Source organism: Pseudoalteromonas xiamenensis (assembly GCF_017638925.1).
GTDB classification, from domain to species: domain Bacteria; phylum Pseudomonadota; class Gammaproteobacteria; order Enterobacterales; family Alteromonadaceae; genus Pseudoalteromonas; species Pseudoalteromonas xiamenensis.
On sequence record NZ_CP072133.1, the window covers coordinates 2,106,297 to 2,130,432 of the forward strand.

General features: G+C 44.5%; 19 protein-coding genes and 2 pseudogenes. 13 read left to right on the forward strand and 8 right to left on the reverse strand.

Features of this window, described 5'->3' with window-relative positions; translation table 11 throughout:
- Positions 1-96: 96 nt before the first annotated feature.
- Entirely contained in the window at positions 97-339 is a 243-nt protein-coding gene (locus J5O05_RS10155; RefSeq protein ID WP_208841974.1) for a helix-turn-helix domain-containing protein, read from the reverse strand.
- Positions 340-762: 423 nt separating this feature from the next.
- Between J5O05_RS10155 and J5O05_RS10160 the strand changes: the two genes are divergently transcribed.
- The 6 genes from J5O05_RS10160 (at position 763) to J5O05_RS10185 (ending at position 6,704) form a co-directional block, all read left to right on the forward strand.
- Positions 763-939 (forward strand): hypothetical protein, encoded by a 177-nt coding sequence (locus J5O05_RS10160; protein WP_208841975.1) that lies wholly within the window; start codon positions 763-765, stop codon positions 937-939.
- A gap of 9 nt (positions 940-948) precedes the next feature.
- Positions 949-1,848: a hypothetical protein gene (locus tag J5O05_RS10165; protein WP_208841976.1), complete on the forward strand. Its 900-nt coding sequence runs from the start codon at positions 949-951 to the stop codon at positions 1,846-1,848.
- A 209-nt stretch (positions 1,849-2,057) separates the two neighbouring features.
- Complete coding sequence (locus tag J5O05_RS10170) at positions 2,058-2,912, forward strand: hypothetical protein (RefSeq protein WP_208841977.1); 855 nt, start codon at positions 2,058-2,060, stop codon at positions 2,910-2,912.
- A 330-nt stretch (positions 2,913-3,242) separates the two neighbouring features.
- Positions 3,243-4,142 (forward strand): glycine--tRNA ligase subunit alpha, encoded by a 900-nt coding sequence (gene glyQ / locus J5O05_RS10175; RefSeq protein ID WP_208841978.1) that lies wholly within the window; start codon positions 3,243-3,245, stop codon positions 4,140-4,142.
- Between the two features lie 2 nt (positions 4,143-4,144).
- Complete coding sequence (gene glyS / locus J5O05_RS10180; RefSeq protein ID WP_208841979.1) at positions 4,145-6,214, forward strand: glycine--tRNA ligase subunit beta; 2,070 nt, start codon at positions 4,145-4,147, stop codon at positions 6,212-6,214.
- Between the two features lie 40 nt (positions 6,215-6,254).
- Positions 6,255-6,704: an early set domain-containing protein gene (locus tag J5O05_RS10185; RefSeq protein ID WP_208844509.1), complete on the forward strand. Its 450-nt coding sequence runs from the start codon at positions 6,255-6,257 to the stop codon at positions 6,702-6,704.
- 426 nt (positions 6,705-7,130) lie between these two features.
- Here the strand turns inward: J5O05_RS10185 and tusA are convergent, their stop codons facing one another.
- The 3 genes and pseudogenes from tusA to fadB form a co-directional block, all read right to left on the reverse strand.
- A complete protein-coding gene (tusA, locus tag J5O05_RS10190) occupies positions 7,131-7,370 on the reverse strand; it encodes a sulfurtransferase TusA (RefSeq protein ID WP_208841980.1) in 240 nt (79 codons plus the stop codon).
- Positions 7,371-7,532: 162 nt separating this feature from the next.
- The gene (gene fadA / locus J5O05_RS10195) at positions 7,533-8,699 is read right to left on the reverse strand and encodes an acetyl-CoA C-acyltransferase FadA (protein ID WP_208844510.1); all 1,167 of its coding nucleotides are present in this window, start codon (positions 8,697-8,699) and stop codon (positions 7,533-7,535) included.
- A 13-nt stretch (positions 8,700-8,712) separates the two neighbouring features.
- Positions 8,713-10,876: pseudogene (gene fadB, locus J5O05_RS10200) on the reverse strand (fatty acid oxidation complex subunit alpha FadB).
- Positions 10,877-11,165: 289 nt separating this feature from the next.
- On the opposite strand from fadB, the pseudogene J5O05_RS10205 reads away from it, so the two are divergent.
- The 6 genes and pseudogenes from J5O05_RS10205 to J5O05_RS10230 all read left to right on the forward strand — a co-directional run bounded on the left by J5O05_RS10205 (position 11,166) and on the right by J5O05_RS10230 (position 18,619).
- Positions 11,166-13,051 (forward strand): annotated as a pseudogene (locus J5O05_RS10205) (transglycosylase SLT domain-containing protein).
- 84 nt (positions 13,052-13,135) lie between these two features.
- A complete protein-coding gene (gene pepQ, locus J5O05_RS10210) occupies positions 13,136-14,458 on the forward strand; it encodes a Xaa-Pro dipeptidase (RefSeq protein WP_208841981.1) in 1,323 nt (440 codons plus the stop codon).
- Between the two features lie 145 nt (positions 14,459-14,603).
- Positions 14,604-15,218: a YigZ family protein gene (locus J5O05_RS10215; protein WP_208841982.1), complete on the forward strand. Its 615-nt coding sequence runs from the start codon at positions 14,604-14,606 to the stop codon at positions 15,216-15,218.
- Between the two features lie 39 nt (positions 15,219-15,257).
- On the forward strand, positions 15,258-16,709 hold the full coding sequence (locus J5O05_RS10220; protein ID WP_208841983.1) for a TrkH family potassium uptake protein: 1,452 nt from the start codon (positions 15,258-15,260) through the stop codon (positions 16,707-16,709).
- 833 nt (positions 16,710-17,542) lie between these two features.
- Positions 17,543-17,839 (forward strand): hypothetical protein, encoded by a 297-nt coding sequence (locus J5O05_RS10225; RefSeq protein WP_208841984.1) that lies wholly within the window; start codon positions 17,543-17,545, stop codon positions 17,837-17,839.
- 96 nt (positions 17,840-17,935) lie between these two features.
- Positions 17,936-18,619: a flagellar brake domain-containing protein gene (locus J5O05_RS10230; RefSeq protein ID WP_208841985.1), complete on the forward strand. Its 684-nt coding sequence runs from the start codon at positions 17,936-17,938 to the stop codon at positions 18,617-18,619.
- A 44-nt stretch (positions 18,620-18,663) separates the two neighbouring features.
- Here J5O05_RS10230 and trkA read toward each other — a convergent pair whose 3' ends face one another.
- Genes trkA through def form a run of 4 tightly spaced genes read right to left on the reverse strand, consistent with a single transcriptional unit; the run spans position 18,664 to position 22,819 of the window.
- Positions 18,664-20,040, reverse strand: coding sequence for a Trk system potassium transporter TrkA (trkA, locus tag J5O05_RS10235; RefSeq protein ID WP_208841986.1), 1,377 nt, complete (start codon positions 20,038-20,040; stop codon positions 18,664-18,666).
- A gap of 8 nt (positions 20,041-20,048) precedes the next feature.
- The gene (gene rsmB / locus J5O05_RS10240) at positions 20,049-21,335 is read right to left on the reverse strand and encodes a 16S rRNA (cytosine(967)-C(5))-methyltransferase RsmB (protein WP_208841987.1); all 1,287 of its coding nucleotides are present in this window, start codon (positions 21,333-21,335) and stop codon (positions 20,049-20,051) included.
- Positions 21,332-22,279 carry a methionyl-tRNA formyltransferase gene (gene fmt / locus J5O05_RS10245; RefSeq protein WP_208841988.1) on the reverse strand — a complete coding sequence of 316 codons (948 nt, stop codon included), beginning with the start codon at positions 22,277-22,279 and terminating at the stop codon, positions 21,332-21,334. The genes rsmB and fmt overlap by 4 nt, the downstream gene beginning before the upstream one ends.
- A 30-nt stretch (positions 22,280-22,309) precedes the next feature.
- Complete coding sequence (def, locus tag J5O05_RS10250) at positions 22,310-22,819, reverse strand: peptide deformylase (RefSeq protein WP_208841989.1); 510 nt, start codon at positions 22,817-22,819, stop codon at positions 22,310-22,312.
- Positions 22,820-22,936: 117 nt separating this feature from the next.
- Between def and J5O05_RS10255 the strand changes: the two genes are divergently transcribed.
- A complete protein-coding gene (locus tag J5O05_RS10255) occupies positions 22,937-24,064 on the forward strand; it encodes a LysM peptidoglycan-binding domain-containing protein (protein ID WP_208841990.1) in 1,128 nt (375 codons plus the stop codon).
- The last annotated feature ends 72 nt before the right edge of the window (positions 24,065-24,136 follow it).

Below are 24,136 nucleotides of genomic sequence, written 5' to 3' on the forward strand. Positions count from 1 at the left end.
CCTTTGTTTTTTCTCTGCTCAATCAGGGCTTTAGCCATTTCCAAAGCATTTGTAATCGTGCGCTTATCTTCGCTAGTCAATGAGTTTACGTCCAAGTCAAGCTCTCGAAACATAATGTGGAGCTCCAGAGTTATCATTTTCCTCTAAGCCGACAAGAGTATCGAGAGATACTTGATAGTATAGCGCAAGTTTTTTGAGCAATTCCAGTGATGGATTTTTAGTCTTCCCTTTCTCTAGCTCCCAAATGTGGGGCTTTGAAACGCCAACAGCATCAGCTACAGCTTGTAAGGAAGCCTTTTTATTGACCCTTAATTCGGTCAGCTTTTCTGCTAAAGTCATGCGTAATTCTCCACTAAATAGACCTTGTAATGTTTTTATTGTATGTATAAATCAAACGATACTGTATGTATACACACGAACATACAAAAAAGCAAATTCTGTTAGGTGTTACTTGACGGAATCGTTTATTAGATCTAACATGATTATATGGATAAAGTTTAACGTGTCGTTAGGTTATAGTTAACAGTGAGCGAGCGCGTGTACTAGACCAGTGTTTTAACTGGTATTTAGAGGCTTTTATTCTATTAATGGGAATTCAACGGGATTTAATTCTGAAGAGTTTGAGCTAGCTCCCGAAAAGGAGCGACGCTCAGTAGAACAATCTAAAAGTAGTTTAGATGTAATGTTTAGCAGCAAAATTCTAGCTACTTTTTGTGATTTCTGCAACCCAAATTATTTTTCTTAAAATGGGAGCCTTTTAATATGGCCGATAAGAAACAAAGCAAAAAAGTAGTAAAAAGTAATAAAATTAAAGTGCCTAAGGGCATGAAACTGATTTTCCGACCTTACCGAAAGAATCCAAAAACAAATCAAGTTGAATATGCCAGAAATTATGGGAAGCGGGTATTCCCTATGCTGGTTCCTGATACTAATGGGTAGGAGGTTATTATGAAATATATAAGAACCTTAAGCGCATTTAGTGCGATTTTGGAAGGCAAGGAAAATGTATACGTGTCGCTTAAACTTGATGAAAATAAGATTGAACGACTTCATCAAGTTGGATTTCCAAAAGAATTGAAAAGTGGTTTGACCTTACTGCCTCGAGTGATCGGTCCTAGAACTCGGTATAACGCTGAGGGTCAGTATGGCCCAGCCAATAAAAGTGTTCCTAAAGTTCCGTATGTTATTGAGCGCCACTGGGAAAGAACTGATTGGCACGGCAATATGCATTCTGGAATTATTTACCAACACAGGCTTAAGTGGTTTAGGGAGTATACGCCAGCTCCATCAATTGAAATGTCGATTGTGTTTATAGGTGAGCAAGCTTTTGTAAGAAGCCCGTTGTTAAGCACCTTCGAACCAAGCGATCTAATAGCCGCTATTAATGTATTTTTAGAGGTTTTTGGTGAGGTTGAGTTTATGAGTGCCAATCAATTACCTATATATATGAATTTGCATAAGGTGAATTGGGAATTGCTCCCTCAAGGGACTGTGCTTAGTCAGCTTGGAGAGCGTGACATTGAGAAATTAACCACCAGAAAATCAAAGAAAAAAGATAGTGTATGTAAATATCGTTTAAGCACAATTGAGAGTTATGCGCCGGACTTTGTAGCTATAGGAAATGGAGGTTTCCAAGGCTATATCGTATATGGATTTAAGCAGCATGGTATTTTTGTCTTAGAGAGTATGGTGAGGAATAATGCAACATACATTCTGAATGGAGATTGGCAAAAAATTAGTCAGCTAAGCAAGAGAGATATACTCGACCAAAGTCTTCACGAAGAACGGATCATTCACAACGAAAGTTGGTCAACAAACTTAAGTCGGTTATTCAAAGAAGCAGCTTAAGGCTCAGTCATAGTAATGCCCAGACTTTATGTTGGGCATTACTAAATTCCTTGGTGGAGCTGTCTGCGTTTAAACATGCTAAATAGATACTCCATTTCTTCATTTAATATTGCCGGATATGCAAGTTATTGCAGGTAATTTACCTTTGGTTCATTCATTGTGGCTTTAATGATTCGCAAACAAATATCCAAAGCAATATGGAGGTATAAATGCGAAATGTACATACAACGATAAATAGATATTACAGAGTTTTTGAATCTTATGAAGGTGTCTTTTCTCCTAAGTCCTTGCTCCTTTGGGCTGTTATGGTTTCAAGTTTGCTGTCTATTACTTCAATTTTTTGGCTTGCAGGGTTTATCCAAATAGAAAAATACATACAGATTGAGAAGGTGAGTAGTGCAGTGAAGATGGCTTGCTTTCTATTTTTTTGTGTTCTAGCGTTTTTTTGTTGGCTCAAAGTATTGTTAAAAAAAGATAACTTTGCTCGACGACGAGCTCAGATGGAGCTTCAAACGAATGAAGAAAAATTATGGAAACTAGAAGAAATGTGGCTCCGTAGGTATCTGCCATACAAACCGTCAGAGTACTTATCTTTGGCCGAAGATATAGATAAGTCACTATCTTTAAGAGAAAAGTATGCATCTTCAGATAAAATCAATGCTCGAAAAGTAATGGAACACATTTTTGCTAATGAGTCTAAAGCTCGAGTACTTGCAATGTTTTTGATGTTGTGTGCCAGCACCGTAGCACTGTCAATAAATGGGGGAGCGACAATCGAAACTGTTTTTAGTTTCTACGATAATACGACTAGAAAAGAGCTGGCTACTATTTTTCTGATATTTACATTTATGAGTTATGCATTTTATGTTGAGCTGAAAATAATAACTGCTTACCTCGCAATGCTTATTGAGCGCGGATTTGAGAGATTTGATGGAAAGAGTGCATTTAGTAAACGAAAGGCAAAGATCTTTATTAATGTGCTAGTGAGATATTTTGCATTTGAAAAGCCGCGAGAGAGAGTTGAATTGGACTCAAAACAGAGTATCGTGAATAAAGCTGTATAACTCAGGTGAACTTGGTGAATAGCAAGAATCATGAGAATCAACCCTGATACTTCCAAAGATTATGAGAAAACGCACACTCATAGTTTCTCACAATTCTTGTCAACGCCTTAATCTATAAGGGTGTCATTTTCACGAATTATGAGCCTCTCACAAAGTCCAATGAAATAAGGAGGGGAACCCCTCCTTTTTTTATTTAAACATCCGATAAATTGCTTAAAACCTGTTAGCGCACAAGGTATACTGAGCGTAATTTTCAATCACAACAGCTCTCATCCAACGTGTTAATCGCGTCAGAGATGAGGCATTACTCTGTACCAAATAAAAGCCATTATGCAAAAATACGATATTAAAACCTTCCAAGGTTTGATCCTGGCTTTACAGGACTATTGGGCACAGCAAGGCTGTGTAATCGCCCAGCCACTTGATATGGAAGTGGGTGCGGGTACATTCCATCCAATGACATTTCTAAAGTCGATTGGCCCAGAACCTATGTCAAGCGCATACGTTCAACCATGCCGCCGTCCAACAGATGGACGCTATGGTGAAAACCCAAATCGTCTGCAGCATTACTACCAATTCCAAGTAGTTATGAAACCTTCTCCAGACAATATTCAAGAACTTTACTTAGGTTCTTTGGAAGCCATGGGCATTGATATCCTTACCAATGAAATTCGTTTTGTTGAAGACAACTGGGAATCTCCAACATTAGGTGCATGGGGTCTTGGTTGGGAAGTTTGGTTGAATGGTATGGAAGTGACACAGTTCACTTATTTCCAACAAGTCGGCGGACTGGAATGTTTTCCAGTAACCGGTGAAATTACTTACGGTCTTGAGCGTCTGGCAATGTATATACAAGGCGTAGACAGTATCTACGACTTAGTTTGGACAGATGGTCCGCGCGGAAAAGTGACCTATGGTGACGTTTTCCATCAAAACGAGGTAGAGCAGTCGGCTTACAACTTCGAACACGCAAACGTCGACGCATTGTTTAAGCAATTCGACACGTGTGAGCTTGAAAGCCAAAAGCTGATCGAAGCAGGCCTACCGCTACCTGCATATGAGCAAGTAATGAAAGCATCCCATGCGTTTAACTTACTCGATGCGCGTCACGCTATCTCTGTTACTGAACGCCAACGTTATATCCTTCGTGTACGAGCGCTCTCAAAAGCGTGTGCGCAAGCCTACTATGAGGCACGTGAAGCGTTAGGTTTCCCGCTGTGTAAGGACTAACCATGACCACTGAAAATTTAACAATTGAAATCGGTACTGAAGAATTACCACCGAAGGCATTACGTGGACTTGCCGAAGCGTTTGCTGAGAATTTTAAAAACGAATTGGCCAGTCTTGAGCTTGCCTGTGAATCAGTGTCTTGGTATGCCTCTCCTCGTCGTTTAGGGTTACGAGTAATTGCGCTTGAAACTCAACAGCAAGATAAAGTTGTCGAAAAGCGTGGTCCAGCGGTTGCTGCTGCGTTCGATGAAGATGGCAATGCAACCAAAGCGGCTGAAGGTTGGGCGCGTGGTTGTGGTATTACGGTTGACCAAGCTGAACGTGTTGCCACCGATAAAGGCGAGTGGTTGTTACACCGAGCGAAAGTTGAAGGACAAAAGACGACGACACTTCTAAGCGACGCAATCAACAAAGCATTGGCTAAATTACCAATTCCAAAACCGATGCGTTGGGGTGCGTACAGAACGCAATTCATTCGACCTGTTCATACAGTCGCTGCATTGTTTGGTGGTAACGTAGTACAAGGTGAAGTGCTTGGAAAAACGATTGGCAATGAATTACAAGGCCACCGTTTCCATCATCCTGCTCGTACAACGCTTGCTCATGCAGACGCGATTTTTGACACGTTAAAAGGTGCATACGTCATAGCGGATTATGAAGCGCGAAAAGCGATGATCCGCGAACAAATTGAAGTTGCGGCAAAAGCGGTTAATGCAGTCGTTGCGATGGATGAAGATTTGCTTGAAGAAGTGACGTCACTTGTTGAGTGGCCAGTAACGCTTACCGCGTCGTTTGAAGAGTCTTTCCTTGAAGTACCCGCAGAAGCGTTAATTTGTACAATGAAAGACGACCAGAAATACTTCCCATTGCTTGATGAGCAAGGCAACTTATTGAATAAGTTCCTGTTCGTTTCAAACATTGAAAGTAAAGACCCTCAAGTGGTGATTTCAGGCAATGAAAAAGTGGTACGTCCGCGCCTTGCTGATGCGAAGTTTTTCTTCGAAACAGATAAGAAACACACGTTAGAAAGTCGTCTCGCGTCACTGGAAACGGTCTTGTTCCAACAACAACTTGGTACATTAAAAGACAAATCTGATCGCATTTCAGCGCTTGCCGGTTTTATTGCTGAACAATTGGGCGCAGATAAGGCACTTGCAGAGCGTGCAGGCTTACTTTGTAAAACAGACTTGATGACCAATATGGTCATGGAGTTTACGGATGTACAAGGTGTCATGGGTATGCACTATGCGCATATTGACGGTGAAGCTGAAGAAGTCGCACTCGCTCAAAATGAGCAATACATGCCTCGTTTTGCGGGTGATGCATTGCCAACCAACCCAATCAGTTTTGCCGTGGCACTTGCGGATAAGTTTGATACGCTGGTCGGTATCTTTGGCATTGGTCAAGCACCGAAAGGTGACAAAGATCCGTTTGCGCTACGCCGTGCTGCGATCGGTGCACTACGTATTATGGTGGAAAAAGCGTTGCCACTGGATTTGCTCAAGATTATCGCAAAAGCACAAAGTTTGTTTGGTGATAAATTGTCAAATAGCAATGTAGCAGAAGACGTTTTTGAATTTATGCTTGGTCGTTTCCGCGCGTGGTATCAAGACGATGGCATTGCTGTTGATGTGATTCAAGCGGTACTTGTTCGACGTCCTTCTTCACCTGCTGACTTTGACCGTCGCGTGAAAGCAGTAAGCCATTTCCGCACATTAGCGGAAGCGGAAAGCTTAGCGGCAGCAAACAAACGCGTGAACAATATTCTTGCTAAGAATAACGTGAATACGGAAGCAGCTGTGAACAGTGCACTTCTACAAGATGAAGCTGAAAAAGTACTTGCAGCACAGGTTGCAGCATTGACTGCGGAACTTGGGCCTGTTTATGCCGCGGGTGACTATCAGCAAGCTTTAACACGTCTTGCTACGTTGCGTGAAGCAGTCGATAATTTCTTCGATAATGTCATGGTAATGGCCGAGGATGAAGCGGTTAAAAATAACCGACTGGCGCTACTGTCTGAACTAAGCCGACTCTTTATGAATACGGCGGACATTTCTGTTTTACAAAACTAAGAGTAAAGGCCCCACGAAAGTGGGGCTTTGATTTAATATGATGAAACACATTTTTCTAGCACTTACAGTCTTATTACTAAGTGCCTGTAGTGCGCAGCTGTCAAATGTCAGCGTGCGTGGTGGCAATACCACAAATTCTGTTGTAAAAAGTATTGATAGACCGATGTTTGTCCGAGGCGATTTCACGTTGTGGGATGCGGAAGCGGTTTATCAAATGCGGGAAACGAGTGCAGGGGTTTACCAAGTTCGCGTGAAGTTTACAACGCCAGGTAAGGTATACGAATTTAAAATCGCTGATGCGAGTTGGACGGAAGGCTATAACTGCGGTTATGCGGTTGATGGCAAGCTCGCTCTAGGCGAACCGAAAGTCGCTGATTGTCAGACCGTGTATAACTATTTTAGTTTTACCCCAGCGCGTAAGGGAGTCTTTATTATTCAATTAGATTACCGCACTCCCAGTCAACCCTTGGTGTCTGTTTTGCCAAACTAGAGCAAAGACAGAGCGCGTATAAAAAGTAAAAGGGGCCGAAAGGTCCTTTTTACTTTTTATATGCGTAAAAGGTTCAAGCCAAAAAGTAGTCTATTTAAACCAAGTATCTGTTCGTCGTTTCTCTCGATTCTTTAGCTGTCAAATTACAAAAAACGAAGAGAAATAACGGCTATTTATTGGAGGAGCGATGTCGCTAGAATATCAGCAGAACCCAAGAAAAATAACCGTTTATTTATATTGAGAGCAGATGGATGGAGGCAATTTATTCATGTCATGTCATGTCATGTCATGATGATAAGTTCTGGAAAACGACTCATGGCAAACTCACCAATTAACCGACCTTTCATTTGTCTTGTTATTAAACTAATTATGGTTGAGACGGAGTGAACAGGTTGTTTTTCTGTTCACGATGACCACAGCTTCTCTTTAGAGTCCCTTTTTTAGCAAGTAACGATAAGGCACTTGCGCTACGTCTTTAGCTACTAACGTATGGTCCATAAATTCACAAAAACTTGGAATGTCACGAGTCGTCGAAGGGTCGTCCGCCAACACCAGTAAGGTTTCGCCATCTTGCATTTTTCTTACTGCACCACGGATCATCATGACGGGTTCTGGGCAGCGAAGACCAATGGCATCTAATGTGTGGTCGGGATTTTCAAAAGACATAACTTGACTCGGCTTACTAATTTTGACGAAGTTGTTATTTTATCGCGCATTCGGCGACAAATAAACCTAAGCGCGGGTTTTGCTTCCGGCCAAGAAAAAAGGCAAAGCACGAAAATGTACTTTGCCCTTGGTCACCAAGTTGAATTGAGAGTGCGTTGTTGGTTATTCAACGCGCTCGAAGATTGTCGCGATACCTTGACCTAGTCCGATGCACATCGTGGCCAAACCGTATTTCGCGTTTTTCGCTTCCATTAGGTGGATAAGCGTTGTACTGATACGAGAGCCTGAACAGCCCAGCGGATGACCCAATGCAATCGCACCACCGTTTAAGTTTACTTTCTCGTCTGCTACGTCTAACAAACCAAGATCTTTAAGTACAGGTAGTGATTGAGCCGCAAACGCTTCGTTTAATTCCGCAACATCAATATCATCAATCGTAATACCAGCCGCTTGCAATGCTTTCTTTGTCGCGGGTACTGGACCATAGCCCATGATAGATGGATCGCAACCAGCAACCGCCATGGATTTAATACGCGCACGGATAGGTAAACCGAGTTCTTTCGCTTTACTTTCGCTCATGACTAACATCGCAGAAGCGCCGTCTGACAACGCTGAAGACGTACCAGCAGTAACAGTACCTGTCGCCGGATTAAACACTGGACGAAGCTGCGCTAAACCTTCCATCGTTGTTTCTGGACGAATGACTTCATCGTCTTCCACAAGAGTAAGCACGCCGTCGTCGTCATGACCTTCAGTTGCTAAAATTTCTGGACGGAAGCGGCCTTCAATCGTCGCTGCGTGAGCACGTTGATGTGAACGAACTGCAAATGCATCTTGCTGTTCACGACTGATGCCGTGGAGAGTCGCAAGGTATTCCGCTGTTAAGCCCATTGACCCGGCTGCTTGTGCAACTGAAGTCGATAGGCCTGGGTGGAAATCCACACCATGCGTCATCGGTACGTGACCCATATGCTCAACACCACCAATAAGGTAGGTGTCACCGGCACCGGTCATAATCGCACGTGCTGCATCATGTAAAGCTTGCATTGAGGAACCACACAGACGGTTTACAGTTACCGCAGGTACCGAGTGTGGAATGCCCGCAAGTAGTGATGCATTACGCGCTACGTTAAAACCTTGTTCTAGCGTTTGTTGAACACAGCCCCAGTAAATGTCATCAATACTGGCTGGGTCAACTTGAGGGTTACGTTCGAGCAAACCTTTCATCAAATGAGCGCTTAAGTCTTCTGCGCGGCGGTGTCTGAACACGCCCGCTTTAGAACGGCCCATTGGTGTACGAATACAATCAACAATAACTGCATTATTCATTGTGTTAGACATCTTATTGACCCTCCACTTTGTAGAACACTTTGCCTTCTTGTGCCCATTGACGTGTTTGTTCTGACACTTGGTAAATTGCACCTAGGTGAGCGTATTTGTCCGCCATTGCAACGAAGTTTGCAAGACCAATTTGGTCTAGGTAACGGAACGCACCGCCACGGAATGGAGGGAATCCGATGCCGTAAATTAATGCCATGTCCGCTTCTTGTGGTGACGCAACGATGTTTTCTTGTAAACACAGTAACACTTCGTTCAACATCGGGACCATACAGCGTTCAATGATCGTTTGCTTGTCAAAGTCCGCTGGTGCATCGCAAATAGAACTTAATAAAGCAACGGCTTCTGCGTCTTTAGCTTTTTTCAAGCGACCTTTGCGATCTGGTGCATACTGATAGAAGCCCAGTTTGTTCTTCTGACCAAAGCGACCCGCATTGGCAAGTACAGCAACAGGATCTTTGTCTTGACGCGCCATACGAGCAGGGAAGCCATCAGCCATTACACCAGTACAGTGATTTGCGGTATCAATACCGACAACATCAAGTAAGTACGCAGGACCCATTGGCCAGCCGAAGATACCTTCCATGACTTTGTCGATAACCGTGAAATCAGCACCTTCAACAACCATTTGGCTGAAACCAGCAAAGTAAGGGAACAACACTCGATTCACGAAGAAACCTGGGCAGTCATTCACAACAATCGGTGATTTACCTAGTTGCAGGGCATAGTCTACAACGGCGTTAATCGTCGCCTCTGACGTTTTCTCACCACGGATGATTTCCACAAGCGGCATTTTTGGTACAGGGTTAAAGAAGTGCATGCCACAGAAGTTTTCTGGGTTTTTCAACGCTGTAGCTAATTCATCAATACGAATGGTCGAGGTATTTGACGTTAGCACTGTACCTGCAGGTAATTGCGTTTCAAGGTTCGCCAAAACAGCTTGTTTGATTTTCGGATTTTCAACAACCGCTTCAACGATCACGTCAACACCCTCGAGGTCGCGGTCATTAAGCGTCGGTTGAATTTTGCCCAGCGTTGCGACCATTTTGTCGAGTTTCATGTGACCACGCTCGACCTTTGTACCCAATATTTTTGCCGCTTCGCCCATGCCTAATTCAAGTGCCGCAGGCTGAATGTCTTTCATGACAATCGGAATGCCTTTGTAAGCGGATTGGTAAGCAATACCACCACCCATAATACCGGCACCAAGCACTGCTGCACGCTTTATCGGCTTGTCATTTTGTTTTGCTTGTTTCTTTGCTACACCTTTAATGTATTGGTCTGCAAGGAAAATACCTGTTTGTGCAGCTGCTTCTGGCGTTTTCGCCAATTTAGCAAAATTGGCATTTTCAAGCGCCATTGCTTCTGTGCGACTTTGATTTGCTGCCGCTTTAATTGTTTTCACTGCCATCATAGGTGCAGGATAGTGACCTTTAGTCTGGCCAAATACCATACCTTCGGCCATCGCGAAACACATACCTTGTTCAGTGCGGTTTAGTTGTAATGGCGACATTTTCTTCGCGCGCTTTGCACGCCAATCTAGCTTGCCAGCGATCGCTTGTTCCAACATTTTAATTGAAGCCTCGACGAGCTTCTCTTGGCTCACAACGGCATCAACGGCACCGACTTTTAATGCTTCGTCTGCGCGGTTTTCTTTGCCTGTTGCTATCCATGTCATGGCATTGTCCGCACCGATAAGACGCGGTAAACGAACTGTGCCACCAAAGCCCGGCATGATCCCAAGTTTAACTTCAGGTAGACCAATTTTCGCAGCAGGTGTTGCTACACGGTAATCTGTTGCTAGTAACCACTCACATCCGCCACCAAGTGCTAAACCATTGACTGCTGAGATGGTTGGGAATGGCAAATCTTCGATAGCGTCAAATACGTCCGTTGCGTTTTTGATCCAGCCTACAAGTTCTTCTTCTGGTAGTTGGAATGTCGGTAGGAATTCGAAAATATCGGCACCGATAATGAAATGGTCCTTATCACTGGTAAACACAAGACCTTCAATATCACCGCGTCTGCGCAAGTTCTGCTAACGCTTTGCCACATTCTTGTAGCGTTTGCTGAGAAAGTTTATTGACCGAACCTGGCATACAAAACTTAAATTCAGCGATTTTGTCTTTGTAGAAATCAACTACAAATGACTCGCATTGGTATAACATGCTTTTATCTCCCTCGTTGCTCACTGGTACGATGAGTTGTTATTTCGCTCAGTGTGGCCGCTTTAAAAAAAAATTGCAATGAAAAATTTACCAGCAATTTACCGCGCAAACTAAAAATCGGGGCGCAGAGATGCTAAGGTGGAAGGCGTAATACCGCGTCAAGGAAACAAGCGTAGGTTCAGCTTGATTCTAATACCGTGGTGTTTTGTATGACGGACTGTTGATGCGCGCCTTTTTTCCTTCGCATCCAAAACTGTAGACGACTTCCGAGGACAATGTACTTGGTATGATAAAAAAATGGTTTTTGACAACAACGTGGCTCACTTTAGGGTTGGTTGCGTTGCCAAGCAAAGCGGATGATCATGATAAATTTAAAGAAGCAGAGCGCGTTGCGTGGTCGGGCAATTTTAAGGCCTTCCAAGCATCGCTCAGCGAATTGGATCATCCTTTATCCCCTTATGTAGAGATGGCCTTTTACAAACGTCATCCACACCTTCGTTATCAAAAGCAAATTGAGCATTTCTTATCCGTTTACCAACACACCCCGTTGGAATGGCCGGTTCGTGAAAGTTGGCTGGACTATTTGCGTCGCCATAATAAAAAAGCGTTGTTCATCAATGCCTATAAAGAAACCAGTGACGCTGAATTGACGTGTTACTATTTACGATATCAGTTGGACTTGGGCGCACCGAAACCCGCTATTTTGGATCAAGTTGCCAAGCTCTGGCGTGTCGGTAAATCACAACCCAAAGCATGCGATAGTTTGTTTGCGACATGGCAAAGTGCTGGTTACCTTACTCAAGAGCTTGTTTGGCAACGTATAACCAGTACCGCACAAGGTGGGCAAAGTGCACTGCTTCCTTATCTCAAGACGTTATTGCCAGAAGACGAAGCCTATTTAGCCGATCTGTATTTGGCTGTCAGGCAAGACCCTAGTGCTGCCGCGGGTCTTTATCGATATAAAAAGCGTTCAAGCAAAGAAGCCGAGATTGCGGTTTATGGTATGAATCGCTTGATTTGGCGCGATAAAAAGCTTGCGCTTCGCGCTTGGGATAAATTGCAAACCATGTTTGCGTTTAGCGAATCTCAAAAGTCGAAAGTTGCGTATCGTTTTGCGCTTGCGTTGGCTTCCAAGGGCGAACCTGAAGCAGAATTTTGGTTGAATAAAGTGCCTAAAGCGGCTGCGTGATGAAAAACTGATGCAATGGCTATTAGCAAACAAACTTAAACACCAAGATTGGCAAGGCATTAAGGCGCTCTTCGTAGGCCATGAACATATGAGCAGTGGTCAAAAGTATTGGCTGGCATACAGCTATAATCAGTTGGGTGAGCAATCTAAAGCGCAGCAGTTATGGCAAGATGTCGCAAACGAACGTCACTATTATGGTTTCTTAGCGGCTGGTCGACTAGGGCTTCCAACACAGCTCAACGAAGTTCCTTTGGCCCTTGAACCTGCGTTGTTGAGCAAAGTCGCGAAGGCCCCTGGCTTTAAGCGTGCAAAAGCGCTGTATGAATTGGAGCGTTATACCGAAGCGCGTCGAGAGTGGAATTATTTAACCAATACCTCCAGCCAAGAAGAAAAACTTGCGGCCTCACAGTTAGCCGCGGAGTTTGATTGGTATGACTCAACCATTTTCACGTTAGCAGAAATTGGTGCTTGGGATCACATTGAGCTGCGTTTTCCGCTCGCATTTCAAGACTTGTTTGAGCGTTTTAGCTCAAGCAATAAAGTTGACGTGGATTGGAGTTTTGCCATTGCCCGAAGAGAAAGCTCGTTTGCACCAGATGCGCGTTCGCACGCTAACGCTTATGGACTAATGCAGATTTTACCTAGCACGGCAAAATACATCGGTAAAAAGCGCATTTCGAATTCACGATTAATGAAACCCGAAATGAACATTCGATTAGGGACACATTACCTGAATTACCTTAAATCGAAAAATGATGGCAACGAAATATTGGCGACGGCGTCATACAACGCTGGTTTCCATCGTGTCAAAAATTGGGTACCAAAGGAGCCCATGCCGGCGGAGGTATGGATAGAGACTCATCCCATACACGGAAACGAGAGATTACGTTAAAAATGTTTACGCCTATCGACAAGTCTATCGACAACGATTAGGCAACAACGATAATCTACTTAAAGAGGTACTGGACTTGTCTATTGGTGGCTAACGCAGTTCGACGACGATGCGTCGTTTTTGTTTAAGGCCTATGATAGACTCAAGACAATAACGTATAAAATGAAATGGGTACACCATGGAACTATTAGCTGGATTATACGCTGAACACATCGACACGCTTCAGCAACGTACACGAGTAATTCTAGAACGTCAGGGTCTGGATGGATTAGTGATCCACTCAGGTCAGGCAAAGCGTTTATTTTTAGATGATATGTATTATCCATTTAAAGTGAATCCTCACTTTAAAGCTTGGTTACCCGTTATCGACAACCCGCATTGTTGGCTGGTCGTGAATGGCAACGATAAGCCGCGCCTTGTGTTTTACCGCCCAGTTGATTTTTGGCACAAAGTGCCTGACGTACCAAGTGACTTTTGGGCAGACTATTTCGATATTCAATTATTGGTTCAACCTGATCAAGTTGAAAAATATTTGCCTTACGACAAAGCCTCCTTTGCATACATTGGTGAGTATTTAGAAGTTGCTCAAGCGCTCGGATTCACGCACATGAATCCAGAAGCTGTACTGAACTATTTCCACTACCATCGTGCGTATAAAACACCCTATGAACAGGCGTGTTTGCGCGAGGCAAACCGCTTGGCGGTGCTCGGTCATACTGCGGCGAAAGACGCGTTTTACGCAAAAGCGTCTGAGTATGAAATTCAACAAGCGTATCTCAGCGCAACACACCATGCAGAAAACGATACTCCCTACGGAAACATTGTTGCGCTTAACGAAAACTGTGCCATTTTGCACTACACCCATTTCGAGCGCCACGCACCGAAATCACATCTGTCTTTTTTAATTGATGCCGGAGCAAACTTTAACGGCTACGCGGCGGATATTACGCGCACCTATGATTTTGAGCGTCGTGGAGAATTCCATGAACTCGTGGTTGCCCTTAACGAGCACCAAATTGCGTTAGGTAAAGGTCTTGCGCCAGGCAAGTTGTATGGCGAATTACACATGGATTGTCATCAACGTATGGCTGAGTTGCTGTCTCGCTTTGGTATTGTGAGTTTGCCCGCAGAGGAAATTGTTGAACGTGGGATCAGCAGCACCTTCTTCCCGCATGGCTTAGGTCACCATTTAGGTCTGCAAGTACATGATATGGGTGGCTTTATGGCTGATGAAAGTGGCATTCACCAAGCGCCGCCAGAAGGCCACCCATTTTTGCGTTGCACGCGCAGAATTGAGGCGGGACAGGTCTTCACCATTGAACCAGGTCTCTATTTCATCGATTCATTGCTCGATGATCTGAAAAAGACGGACAACACGAAGTACATCAATTGGAATAAAGTTGACCAATTCCTTCCATACGGCGGTATCCGAATTGAAGACAACATTATTGTGCATGCGGATCGCCTTGAGAACATGACTCGGGATTTAAAACTCGATTAGGCATATAATCCGAGTACTAATTGTACGATACGCATCAGCTGAATAGGGCGTGTTGGGTAAAGTAATTTAAGTACCCGATCTTCTTATTCATAGACCGATGAGTGAAAAGGGGGCATTGGCCCCTTTTACTGTAAGAGCATAACGCATGTCTGAATACCGCATTCCAGCGGCCTCTATTACCTACGAAGAAGAAATCAAGAAAAGTACGTTTATCGTGCATATTGCGCATACCCCGACCTTAGAAGAGGCAAAAGCCTTCATTAATTCCATTTGCCAAAAATACCCAGATGCGCGTCACAATTGCTGGATCCATGTCGCAGGTCATCCAAAGGGGAGTCATGTTTATGGCTTTTCTGATGACGGTGAACCAAATGGCACGGCGGGAAAACCGATGCTAAATGTCCTAATGGGTTCTGGACTTGGCGAAGTCACGGCGGTTATCACGCGTTATTTTGGCGGGATTAAGCTAGGCACTGGGGGGTTGGTTCGAGCCTACGGAGGATCACTGAACAATGCGTTGGCACAGCTTGAAACGAGCTTGAAAATACCCCCAGCCTATTTAGAAGGCATCTCGGATTATGGGCAGCAAGGTCAGATTGAACAATATTTGCAAAGTCACTTCACCATACTGGCGTTGGAAAAAAACTACAGTGATAAAGTCGCATGGCTGGTAGAATTAGACTATCGTGAAGCGACGACGGCATGCGAAGAAATCTACGATTTAACCCATGGAACAGTTGAGTTCAAAATCAAAGAATAAGACAATCAGAATGATAATAAAAAGTGAGCAGCAAGGCGCATGCAGTTTCGTACTATAGTTAAAATTCTTGGCCAACTTGTCGTGTTATTTAGTCTCACGATGGTTCCGCCAGCATTAGTGTCGTTAATTTACAAAGACGGTGGTGGTGTACCATTCGTTCTCGCCTTTATATTCAGCGTTATTATCGGATTGCTCGCTTATTACCCTAACCGCCATCAACATGGTGATTTAAAAGCGCGAGAGGGCTTTTTAATCGTTGTATTATTTTGGTTGGTTCTGGGATCGTTCGCTTCTTTGCCGCTCATTTTCTTGCAAGAACCAAATTTATCATTGGCTGATGCCGTGTTTGAAGCATTCTCAGGACTGACTACAACAGGGGCGACAGTACTGACAGGTATTGAATATTTACCGAAATCAATCCTCTTCTATCGCCAACAATTGCAATGGTTTGGCGGTATGGGGATCATCGTACTCGCCGTAGCCGTATTGCCAATGCTTGGCGTTGGTGGTATGCAGTTGTATCGAGCGGAAACGCCTGGACCGGTAAAAGATTCAAAGATGACCCCTCGTATCGCCGATACCGCGAAGCACTTGTGGTACATCTACGTAACGTTGACAGCTACGTGCACCATTGCCTATTGGCTTGCCGGTATGGGTTGGTTTGACGCAATTTGCCATGCGTTTGCGACCATCGCGATTGGCGGTTTCTCGACCTACGATGCTTCCATGGGGCATTTCGATAGCCCACTTATCAACTTTATTTGTGTGGTGTTTTTGCTCATTGCAGCTATCAACTTCTCACTACACTATGCGGCCGTTGCGAGTCGAAGTGTAAAAGCGTACCTACGTGATCCGGAGTTTAAGGTCTTCTTGTTCATTCAAGCCGTGTTGGTGGTGATTTGCTTTGCAGTGCTTTCATCTAACCATGTTTACGCGGATGGTGATGAAACATTAGATCAGGCATTGTTTCAAGCCGTTTCGATCAGTACGACCGCAGGATTTGCGACAGATAACTTCTCGGCATGGCCGCTTTTTTTACCTATCTTACTGATCTTTTCTAGCTTTATCGGCGGATGTGCTGGCTCAACGGGCGGTGGTATGAAGGTCGTGCGGGTGTTCTTACTATATTTACAAGGGATACGAGAGTTAAACCGCCTTGTCCATCCTCGCGCGATTTACTCGATAAAATTAGGGCGCAAAGCGCTACCCGACAAAGTAGTTGAAGCGGTTTGGGGGTTTTTCTCTGCGTATGCACTGGTCTTTGTGATCATCATGTTGGGTTTACTTGCTACGGGCTTAGATAACATTTCTGCGTTTTCTGCGACAGCTGCATGTTTAAATAATTTAGGTCCAGGCCTCGGTCAGGTTGCATCGCACTATGGCGATATTACGGATTCAGCAAAATGGTTACTAACGCTCGCCATGGTATTTGGTCGCTTAGAAATCTTTACTTTGCTTGTCCTTTTTACCCCCACATTTTGGAGAGGGTGAGCCGAGACCGAAGCAGCGCTTCGCAGCTCGGCGAACGCGAGCAATGGATTGCGAGCCGGACTGATGCGTCAGGATGACTTTTTAACTTCTCTTCATTGAGACCGAAGCAGCGCTTCGCAGCTCGGCGAACGCGAGCAATGGATTGCGAGCCGGACTGATGCGTCAGGATGACTTTTTAACTTCTCTTCATTGAGACCGAAGCAGCGCTTCGCAGCTCGGCGAACGCGAGCAATGGAATTCGAGCCGGACCGATGCGTCAGGATGACTTTTTAATTTCCCTTCATTGAGACCGAATCACACTGTGCGCGGTTAATAAAATCAATAACACCGCTTACGAGTGAAAAAGACACTTTCTTGTTGCCATTTTTTTATTCGAGTGCAAATTTGTAACGTTTTATTCTTGTTTAAAAAGCACTCGTTAATTTTACGCAACTCATCAATGAAATATATTAATTCCATTTAAAATCAGAATATTAAAAGATTTATGTTTGCTGGTGGACTCCTTGCTTGTCCCTTTTATTCCTGCTTTTTGTAACCTAGTAATAAAACTATTTTTAACAAAATGATAAAAACTCGGATTTTCGGGTGTTATTCGCGTAAATATGTTCACAATAGATTAACTAGGAGTGTCACAGTGCTCGCGTTTGCATACTCAAAACCAAGGAATGTCGTGGAAGATCAGACGCTTTTGTTTGACTCGGGTGAAAAGCCGGAGTGCAGCTTGTTGAATAGTGTAAAGGTGATTAACGAACACCTAGAGAATTATGGACAATTAAAAGCGATTTCATCTCCTCGACTCAGTCATTTAGCTATTTTCGGTTTGCACCATCAAATTGGATGCGAGACTCGGGGTGCGATTTGTCGTCAAAATTATTCACGAAGCTGAATTATGGCAAAAAAGAACTCTGCCACCTTTGGCGCTAGAGGGCGCATCTGTTATCAACGCGTTGCGTGATGAGAGTGAGTTGGCGGGTATTACCATCGTACTTAAGCGCAATGGCGAGCCGATGATCTTTTTTACTGAGCACTATGAACTGGATATGTCGATGAGCACGTTAGAAGCGCAAAGTCGCATGATGACCTTAAGAGAAGGTGCACAAGTATTGCGCGGCCACTTTTTGCTGAATTAGCTCGTACGTAATTTTATTTTTTAGTTTATTAAACTTGCAACTTGGGGTGCTTGGATCTTTAATGGCAACAAGAGGGGTTAGGAAGTTGTCGCCATTATGTTGAAAACCGAAGTTGCAGGAAGCAAAGCGCATTTAAACAAAATTGTCGCTGGCAGTTTAATCGATGTAGAAATCTTAATGCCAGCCACCAGCAAGCGGGTGAAAACCGAGTTCGTCGGACTGCTTGAAGGACAGTTTATCGTTTTAAATCATCCCAACCCTAAGCGATTAGGCGCGGCGTTGGACTACATAAAAGAAGGTGCGCAAGTGATTGTGCGAGCGTTGCTTGAACAAAGTGGCGGGCAAATCATTGCATTTAAAGCACACATAAAGTCGGTGACAGTCCATCCCGCGCGGCTTATTTTTATTCATTTCCCAGAGAGCGTGCAGTTGATCAAGCTGCGCAACCATACCCGGATCCCGACACTCATTCCCGCCACCTTTTGTATTCCAAATTACAATACTTTGGGTGTGATTAAAGACATCAGTTTGAAAGGACTACAACTGCACGTACAAGAGCCTCATGTACCAGAAGATTTAAAGGAAACGCTGTGTAGTATTAAACTCACTGGAAAGGATGAAGAGCACATTACGTTGCAAGGGCAAGTGTGTAGTATCAAGCAGGAAAGCGTGACGACTCATCTAGGCATCAAGTTATTGTGCGAACAGAGCAAGATAGAAAACGTACTCAAAGATTATCTAATAGATTTATCGGTGATTGAGCTGACCGAAGTGGTGTAGACAAAAATCAGAGAGTAATCACCCTCTGATATGCCGAAAATAATTTAGACGAACAGCGCACTGACTTGGAATAGCTTTTCCACGATTCCGATGTGTTTTTTATCAATTAAGAACATGATCACGTGGTCACCGGATTCAATAATGGTATCGTCGTGCGCAATCAACACTTCATCATCACGTACAATGGCACCAATGGTCGTGCCTGCTGGTAGCTTGATGTCTCGAATTGCACGGCCAACCACTCGAGACGTATTCTCGTCGCCGTGAGCCACCGCTTCGATGGCTTCTGCTGCACCTTTTCGCAATGAATACACGTTGACAATATCGCCTCGACGAACGTGAGTCAGCAAGGCTGAAATGGTTGCTTGTTGCGGTGATATCGCAATATCAATTTCACCACCTTGAACCAGATCTACATAAGCGCTTCGTTGGATAAGTACCATCGTTTTTGCCGCACCCATCCGCTTGGCTAGCATGGCGGCCATGATATTGGCTTCATCGTCGTTGGTTACAGCAATGAAAACATCCACTTGTTCAATGTGCTCTTCGGATAACAACTCATGATCAGACGCGTCGCCACTGAACACAACGGTATTATCAAGCATCTCGGATAGCTGAGCAGCGCGAGTTGGATTTCGCTCAATGAGTTTAACACTGTGGTTTTTTTCAAGAGAACGAGCAAGGCCTGCACCGATATTACCACCACCGGCAATCATGATTTTCTTATAAGAGCGTTCAAGTTTTTGTAGCTCATTCATCACGGCGCGAATATGTTTCGTTGCAGCAATGAAAAACACTTCATCATCCGCTTCAATAACCGTTGTACCAAGCGGTTTAATGGCTTTACCCTGACGGTAAATCGCAGCAACACGAGTGTCCACGTTTGGAATATGCTCTTTCAATGCCGACAGCGCATAACCAACTAACAGACCGCCATAGTAGGCTTTTACTGCAACCAAGGACAGCATACCATCGGCAAATTGCAGTACTTGCAAAGCTCCCGGGTAGTCGATTAAGCGACGAATGTAGTTTGTTACTAGCTGTTCTGGAGCGATGTAGTGGTCAACCGGAAGGTCGTTATTGTGGAATAGTTTTTCTTTGTGACGAAGGTATTGTTCCGAGCGGATACGAGCGATTTTAGTTGGCGTATTAAAAATACTGTAGGCAACTTGGCACGCCACCATGTTTACTTCGTCCGAACTGGTCACGGCGATAATCATATCAGCATCATCGGCACCGGCTTGGCGTAATACATCAGGATGAGCTGAATGGCCGTGCACGACTTGTAAGTCGTATTTGTCTTGAAGCTCCCTGAGTCGGTCACCATCAATGTCGATGACCGTTATCTCGTTTTGTTCACCTACAAGGTTCTCAGCGAGCGTTCCACCGACCTGACCGGCGCCTAAAATGATGATTTTCATATCAGTATTTAGTTCTTTTTAAACAATTTAGCGTAATAAAAGCCGTCGGTAGTACCTGGTAACAACTGCATGCCTGGTGTTGTTTCGGTGTCTTCGCTATGCAAAGGAACCAACTGCGCATCTGTGTGTTCAGCTAAAAACGCGGCTACCTGATTGCGGTTTTCGGCAGGCAACACCGAACAAGTTGCATAAAGCAGTGTGCCACCGGCTTTCAACAATGGCCAGATATTGTTCAGGATTTTACGCTGAATTAGCGCCAAGTCTTCGATATCTGAGGCGCGACGCAGCCATTTTATGTCTGGGTGACGGCGGATAACCCCAGTCGCTGAACATGGAACATCCAGCAAAATACGGTCAAATTGCTCACCATCCCACCAATCATCCGGTTGGCTGGCATCGCCTTGAAGACAGTGTGCTGATAATGACAAGCGTGCTAAATTATCTTCTACTCGCTGTAATCGTATTTCGTCAGCATCTATCGCTACCACGTCGCAGTCTGCCAGTTCGAGCAAATGGCATGTTTTACCACCAGGTGCGGCGCACGCGTCTAACACTCGTTCACCATTTTCAGGCGCAAGTAATCTAGCGGCAAGTTGAGCTGCGGCATCCTGGACAGAACAAGCGCCCACGCTAAAGTTAGGAAGTTTGTCGACATCACAGGGGGCATTCAGCAACAATCCATCGACAAAACGCTCGTCCTGAGAAAAGCCAATTGCTTGTTCGCTTAGTTGGTCTGCATAGTGCTCCGTTGAATTCTGGCGCTTATTTACACGCAGCCACATCGGTGCTTGCTGTTGGTTCGCTTCAAGCAGCGATTCCCACGACTCTGGGTAGCCAGCTTGAACAGCTTTAATGAACCAAGATGGGTGATTGTATTTGCATACGGGAATTTCATTGGCGCTGGCTTCCAATTCAGCTTGTTGACGCTGAAAATTGCGAAGAATGGCGTTGATCAGTCCTTTTAGGCCCGGTGCTCGCAGTTCTGCTAGCGCGTTGACTGTTTCTGCAACTGCCGCATGTGAAGGCACACGCATGTGTTGTAGTTGGTAAATACCTACATACAGCAAAAATTGGAAAACGCGGTTTTTTCCTTTTAGCGGTTGCTCGAGCAGCTTTTGGCAGTAATGCTCCAAACTTGGCAAATAACGCAATACGCCATAGCAAATGTTTTGCAGCAATGCCTTGTCCTTCGGTGCAACAAGTTTTGCAGCAATAGGCAATTGAGTAGATAAAGACACCCCTTTATCTACTACTTGAAATAGCGTTTGTGCGGCGATGGCTCTTACATTACTCATGCATGACCTACCGAAGAACCGACAGCAACCCAATCCGCTCGTCCATTTAGAAAATCTTGTGCAGACATCGGCTTTTTGCCTTCTGGCTGAAGTAGCGTAATACGCAGGGCTTTGTCGCCAGTGGCAATGACGACTCCTGACTTGTCTGCACTAAGCACTTTGCCAGCTTCTCCCGAACGAGCGACTACTTCGGCTTGCCAAATCTTAACCGCATGGTTTTGCATATGTGTGAATGCCACTGGCCATGGATTAAAGGCGCGAATATTACGTTCGATTTGTTCTGCACTCATGGTCCAATCAATTTGAGCTTCTTCTTTGGACAGCTTTTTGGCGTAGTTTGCCTGTGTATCATCTTGTTTTACGGGGTGAGTTGTTCCTGAAGCCACTTGTTCGAGCGTTTCAAGTAGGGCCGATGGACCCGTTTGAGCCAACTTTTCGTACAACGAGGCTGAAGTGTCTGTAGATTCAATTGGACAGGTCACGATATGAAGCATATCGCCTGTGTCGAGACCTACATCCATTTGCATGATAGTCACACCGGTTTCTGCGTCGCCAGCCCAAATTGAACGTTGGATAGGTGCCGCACCGCGCCAGCGCGGTAAAATTGAACCATGCACGTTCAAGCAACCAAACTTAGGCATATCTAACACGGCTTTTGGTAGCAAGAGACCATAAGCGACCACGACCATGACATCGGCATTCAACGCCGCTAATTCAGCTTTGGCTTCGTCAGACTTAAAGTTTTCAGGCTGATAAACAGGGATGTTATGTTCAAGTGCGAGTTCTTTAACTTCACTCGCTTTTAATTTCTTGCCTCGACCTGCAGGTCTATCCGGCTGGCTGTATACAGCAATAACATCATGGTGAGAGTCGATCAAAGCGGCGAGGTGACGCGCGGCAAAATCCGGCGTCCCCGCGAATACAATGCGTAGAGGAGTGGTCACGTTAAGTCCTAATTTGGTTTGCTCAGAGGATTAAGCTTTAGCAGCCAACTTGGCGTCTTTTTCTAGCTTTTTACGAATACGCTGGCGCTTAAGAGGCGACAGGTAATCGATAAAGAGTTTACCAATTAGGTGGTCTAATTCGTGCTGAACACACACCGCTAACAAACCATCGGCTTCAAATGAATAGGCTTCACCGTGTTCATTTAATGCATTCACAGTAACCGTTTCTGCACGGTCTACTTTTGCATAAGACGATGGAACGGACAAACAACCTTCTTCGCTAATAGTGCAGCCTGCTTTTTCAACAATTTCAGGATTGATTAGTACAAGAGGTTCATCACGTTCTTCCGATACATCAATAACCACGATACGCTGATGAATATTGACTTGCGTCGCGGCCAAGCCGACACCATTTTCATCGTACATCGTTTCGAGCATGTCTTTGACGATTTGGCGGATTTCATCGTTTACTTCCGCTACAGGTGCTGCCACTGTGCGTAAGCGCTCATCGGGAAACCTCAGTACTTCTAACCTTGCCATAGTAACCTTTTCGTTTGTCATAAAAATAGGGTATTGTATGTGTTTATTTTAGCCATTCACATTCACCTTTAACAGGTTTTGGTTGATAATATCGAAAAATAACTCAAGGAAGCACACATGAGACTCCCTCTTTCTGGCTTGTTATTAGCAACTTGTGTTGCATTTGGCGTGCAAGCAGAACAATTGCAAATTAAACCGGATGCGCCAGCACAGTATGTGGTTAAAAAGGGAGATACGCTTTGGGATATTTCAAATCTTTATCTATCGGTTCCATGGCTTTGGCCAAAACTATGGTCGTGGAACCCGCAAGTTAAAAATCCAAATCTCATCTACCCAGGTAACGTTTTAGCTTTGGTCTATGATGCCAATGGACAACCTCAGCTCCAGTTGGTTAAGGGCGTTGTTAAACTTTCTCCTTCAGTGCGTGTTATCGAAAAGAATCAAATCGCCATACCCACACTGCCGCTGAGTGTGATCGAACCGTATTTGACGCATGAAGTGGCGCTTACCGAGGCGGACATCGACATGCACCCAATCATCTTGAGCTCAAACCGCAATGTTAAAATCAACACACTCGACCAACTTCTTTATGTGAAAGGGAATGTGGTAAATAACGCGCTTTATGGTATTTACCGTAAAGGCGATGATTACAAGGAATTGGAAAGTCAGCAAACCTTAGCGACAGAGATGCGTTTAGTGGCAACCGCGCGAGGGATCCGAAGTGGTGATATTGCAAATGGCACTCCAGGCACCGTATACGTTGAAGAAGTGAAACAAGAGATTCGCGCAGGGGACAGATTAATTCCCTTAAACACGTTTGCTAATTACAGTGCACAATTCAAAATGAGTCGCCCATCCACGGCGATGATTGGGCAAATCATTGCGACGAACAATCAATTGCGTGAGTTTAGTTCGATGTCTGTTGTCGTGCTCAACGTAGGCAAAGCGCAGCAAGTGCAAGAAGGGTTCATGTTTGACATTAAGCGTCAGTCGCCAACGGTGATAGAAGGTCACAGCGGCCCTCGCTACGTTGAAGATGCCAACAGCCTCGAGAAGCTGATTAAGGCAACCTCCGAGTTTTTTGGTGATGACAATAGCGAAGGCAGTACCGTTTGGACGATGCCGAAAGAAAAAGTGGGTGAACTCATGGTCTTTCGCGTGTTTGATAAGGTCAGTTATGCGCTAGTGACAAAAACATCTGAGCCACTTCGAATTGGCGATTTTGTTGAGGCTTTGCCAAACTAGAAAATTTGTTTTGCTCTAAGGAGAGAGCTTTGAATAAATTTTCACTACAGGACTACCTGACATTATTGCTTT

Coding starts and splice junctions, on each gene's coding strand:
- pepQ (WP_208841981.1), top strand. CDS start 13,136: ATGGAACTATTAGCTGGATTATACGCTGAACACATCGACACGCTTCAG.
- fadA (WP_208844510.1), bottom strand. CDS start 8,699: ATGAATAATGCAGTTATTGTTGATTGTATTCGTACACCAATGGGCCGT.
- J5O05_RS10185 (WP_208844509.1), top strand. CDS start 6,255: ATGAAACACATTTTTCTAGCACTTACAGTCTTATTACTAAGTGCCTGT.
- J5O05_RS10215 (WP_208841982.1), top strand. CDS start 14,604: ATGTCTGAATACCGCATTCCAGCGGCCTCTATTACCTACGAAGAAGAA.
- J5O05_RS10160 (WP_208841975.1), top strand. CDS start 763: ATGGCCGATAAGAAACAAAGCAAAAAAGTAGTAAAAAGTAATAAAATT.
- J5O05_RS10255 (WP_208841990.1), top strand. CDS start 22,937: ATGAGACTCCCTCTTTCTGGCTTGTTATTAGCAACTTGTGTTGCATTT.
- glyS (WP_208841979.1), top strand. CDS start 4,145: ATGACCACTGAAAATTTAACAATTGAAATCGGTACTGAAGAATTACCA.
- tusA (WP_208841980.1), bottom strand. CDS start 7,370: ATGTCTTTTGAAAATCCCGACCACACATTAGATGCCATTGGTCTTCGC.
- glyQ (WP_208841978.1), top strand. CDS start 3,243: ATGCAAAAATACGATATTAAAACCTTCCAAGGTTTGATCCTGGCTTTA.
- rsmB (WP_208841987.1), bottom strand. CDS start 21,335: ATGAGTAATGTAAGAGCCATCGCCGCACAAACGCTATTTCAAGTAGTA.
- trkA (WP_208841986.1), bottom strand. CDS start 20,040: ATGAAAATCATCATTTTAGGCGCCGGTCAGGTCGGTGGAACGCTCGCT.
- def (WP_208841989.1), bottom strand. CDS start 22,819: ATGGCAAGGTTAGAAGTACTGAGGTTTCCCGATGAGCGCTTACGCACA.
- J5O05_RS10170 (WP_208841977.1), top strand. CDS start 2,058: ATGCGAAATGTACATACAACGATAAATAGATATTACAGAGTTTTTGAA.
- J5O05_RS10230 (WP_208841985.1), top strand. CDS start 17,936: ATGTTGAAAACCGAAGTTGCAGGAAGCAAAGCGCATTTAAACAAAATT.
- J5O05_RS10220 (WP_208841983.1), top strand. CDS start 15,258: ATGCAGTTTCGTACTATAGTTAAAATTCTTGGCCAACTTGTCGTGTTA.
- J5O05_RS10165 (WP_208841976.1), top strand. CDS start 949: ATGAAATATATAAGAACCTTAAGCGCATTTAGTGCGATTTTGGAAGGC.
- J5O05_RS10155 (WP_208841974.1), bottom strand. CDS start 339: ATGACTTTAGCAGAAAAGCTGACCGAATTAAGGGTCAATAAAAAGGCT.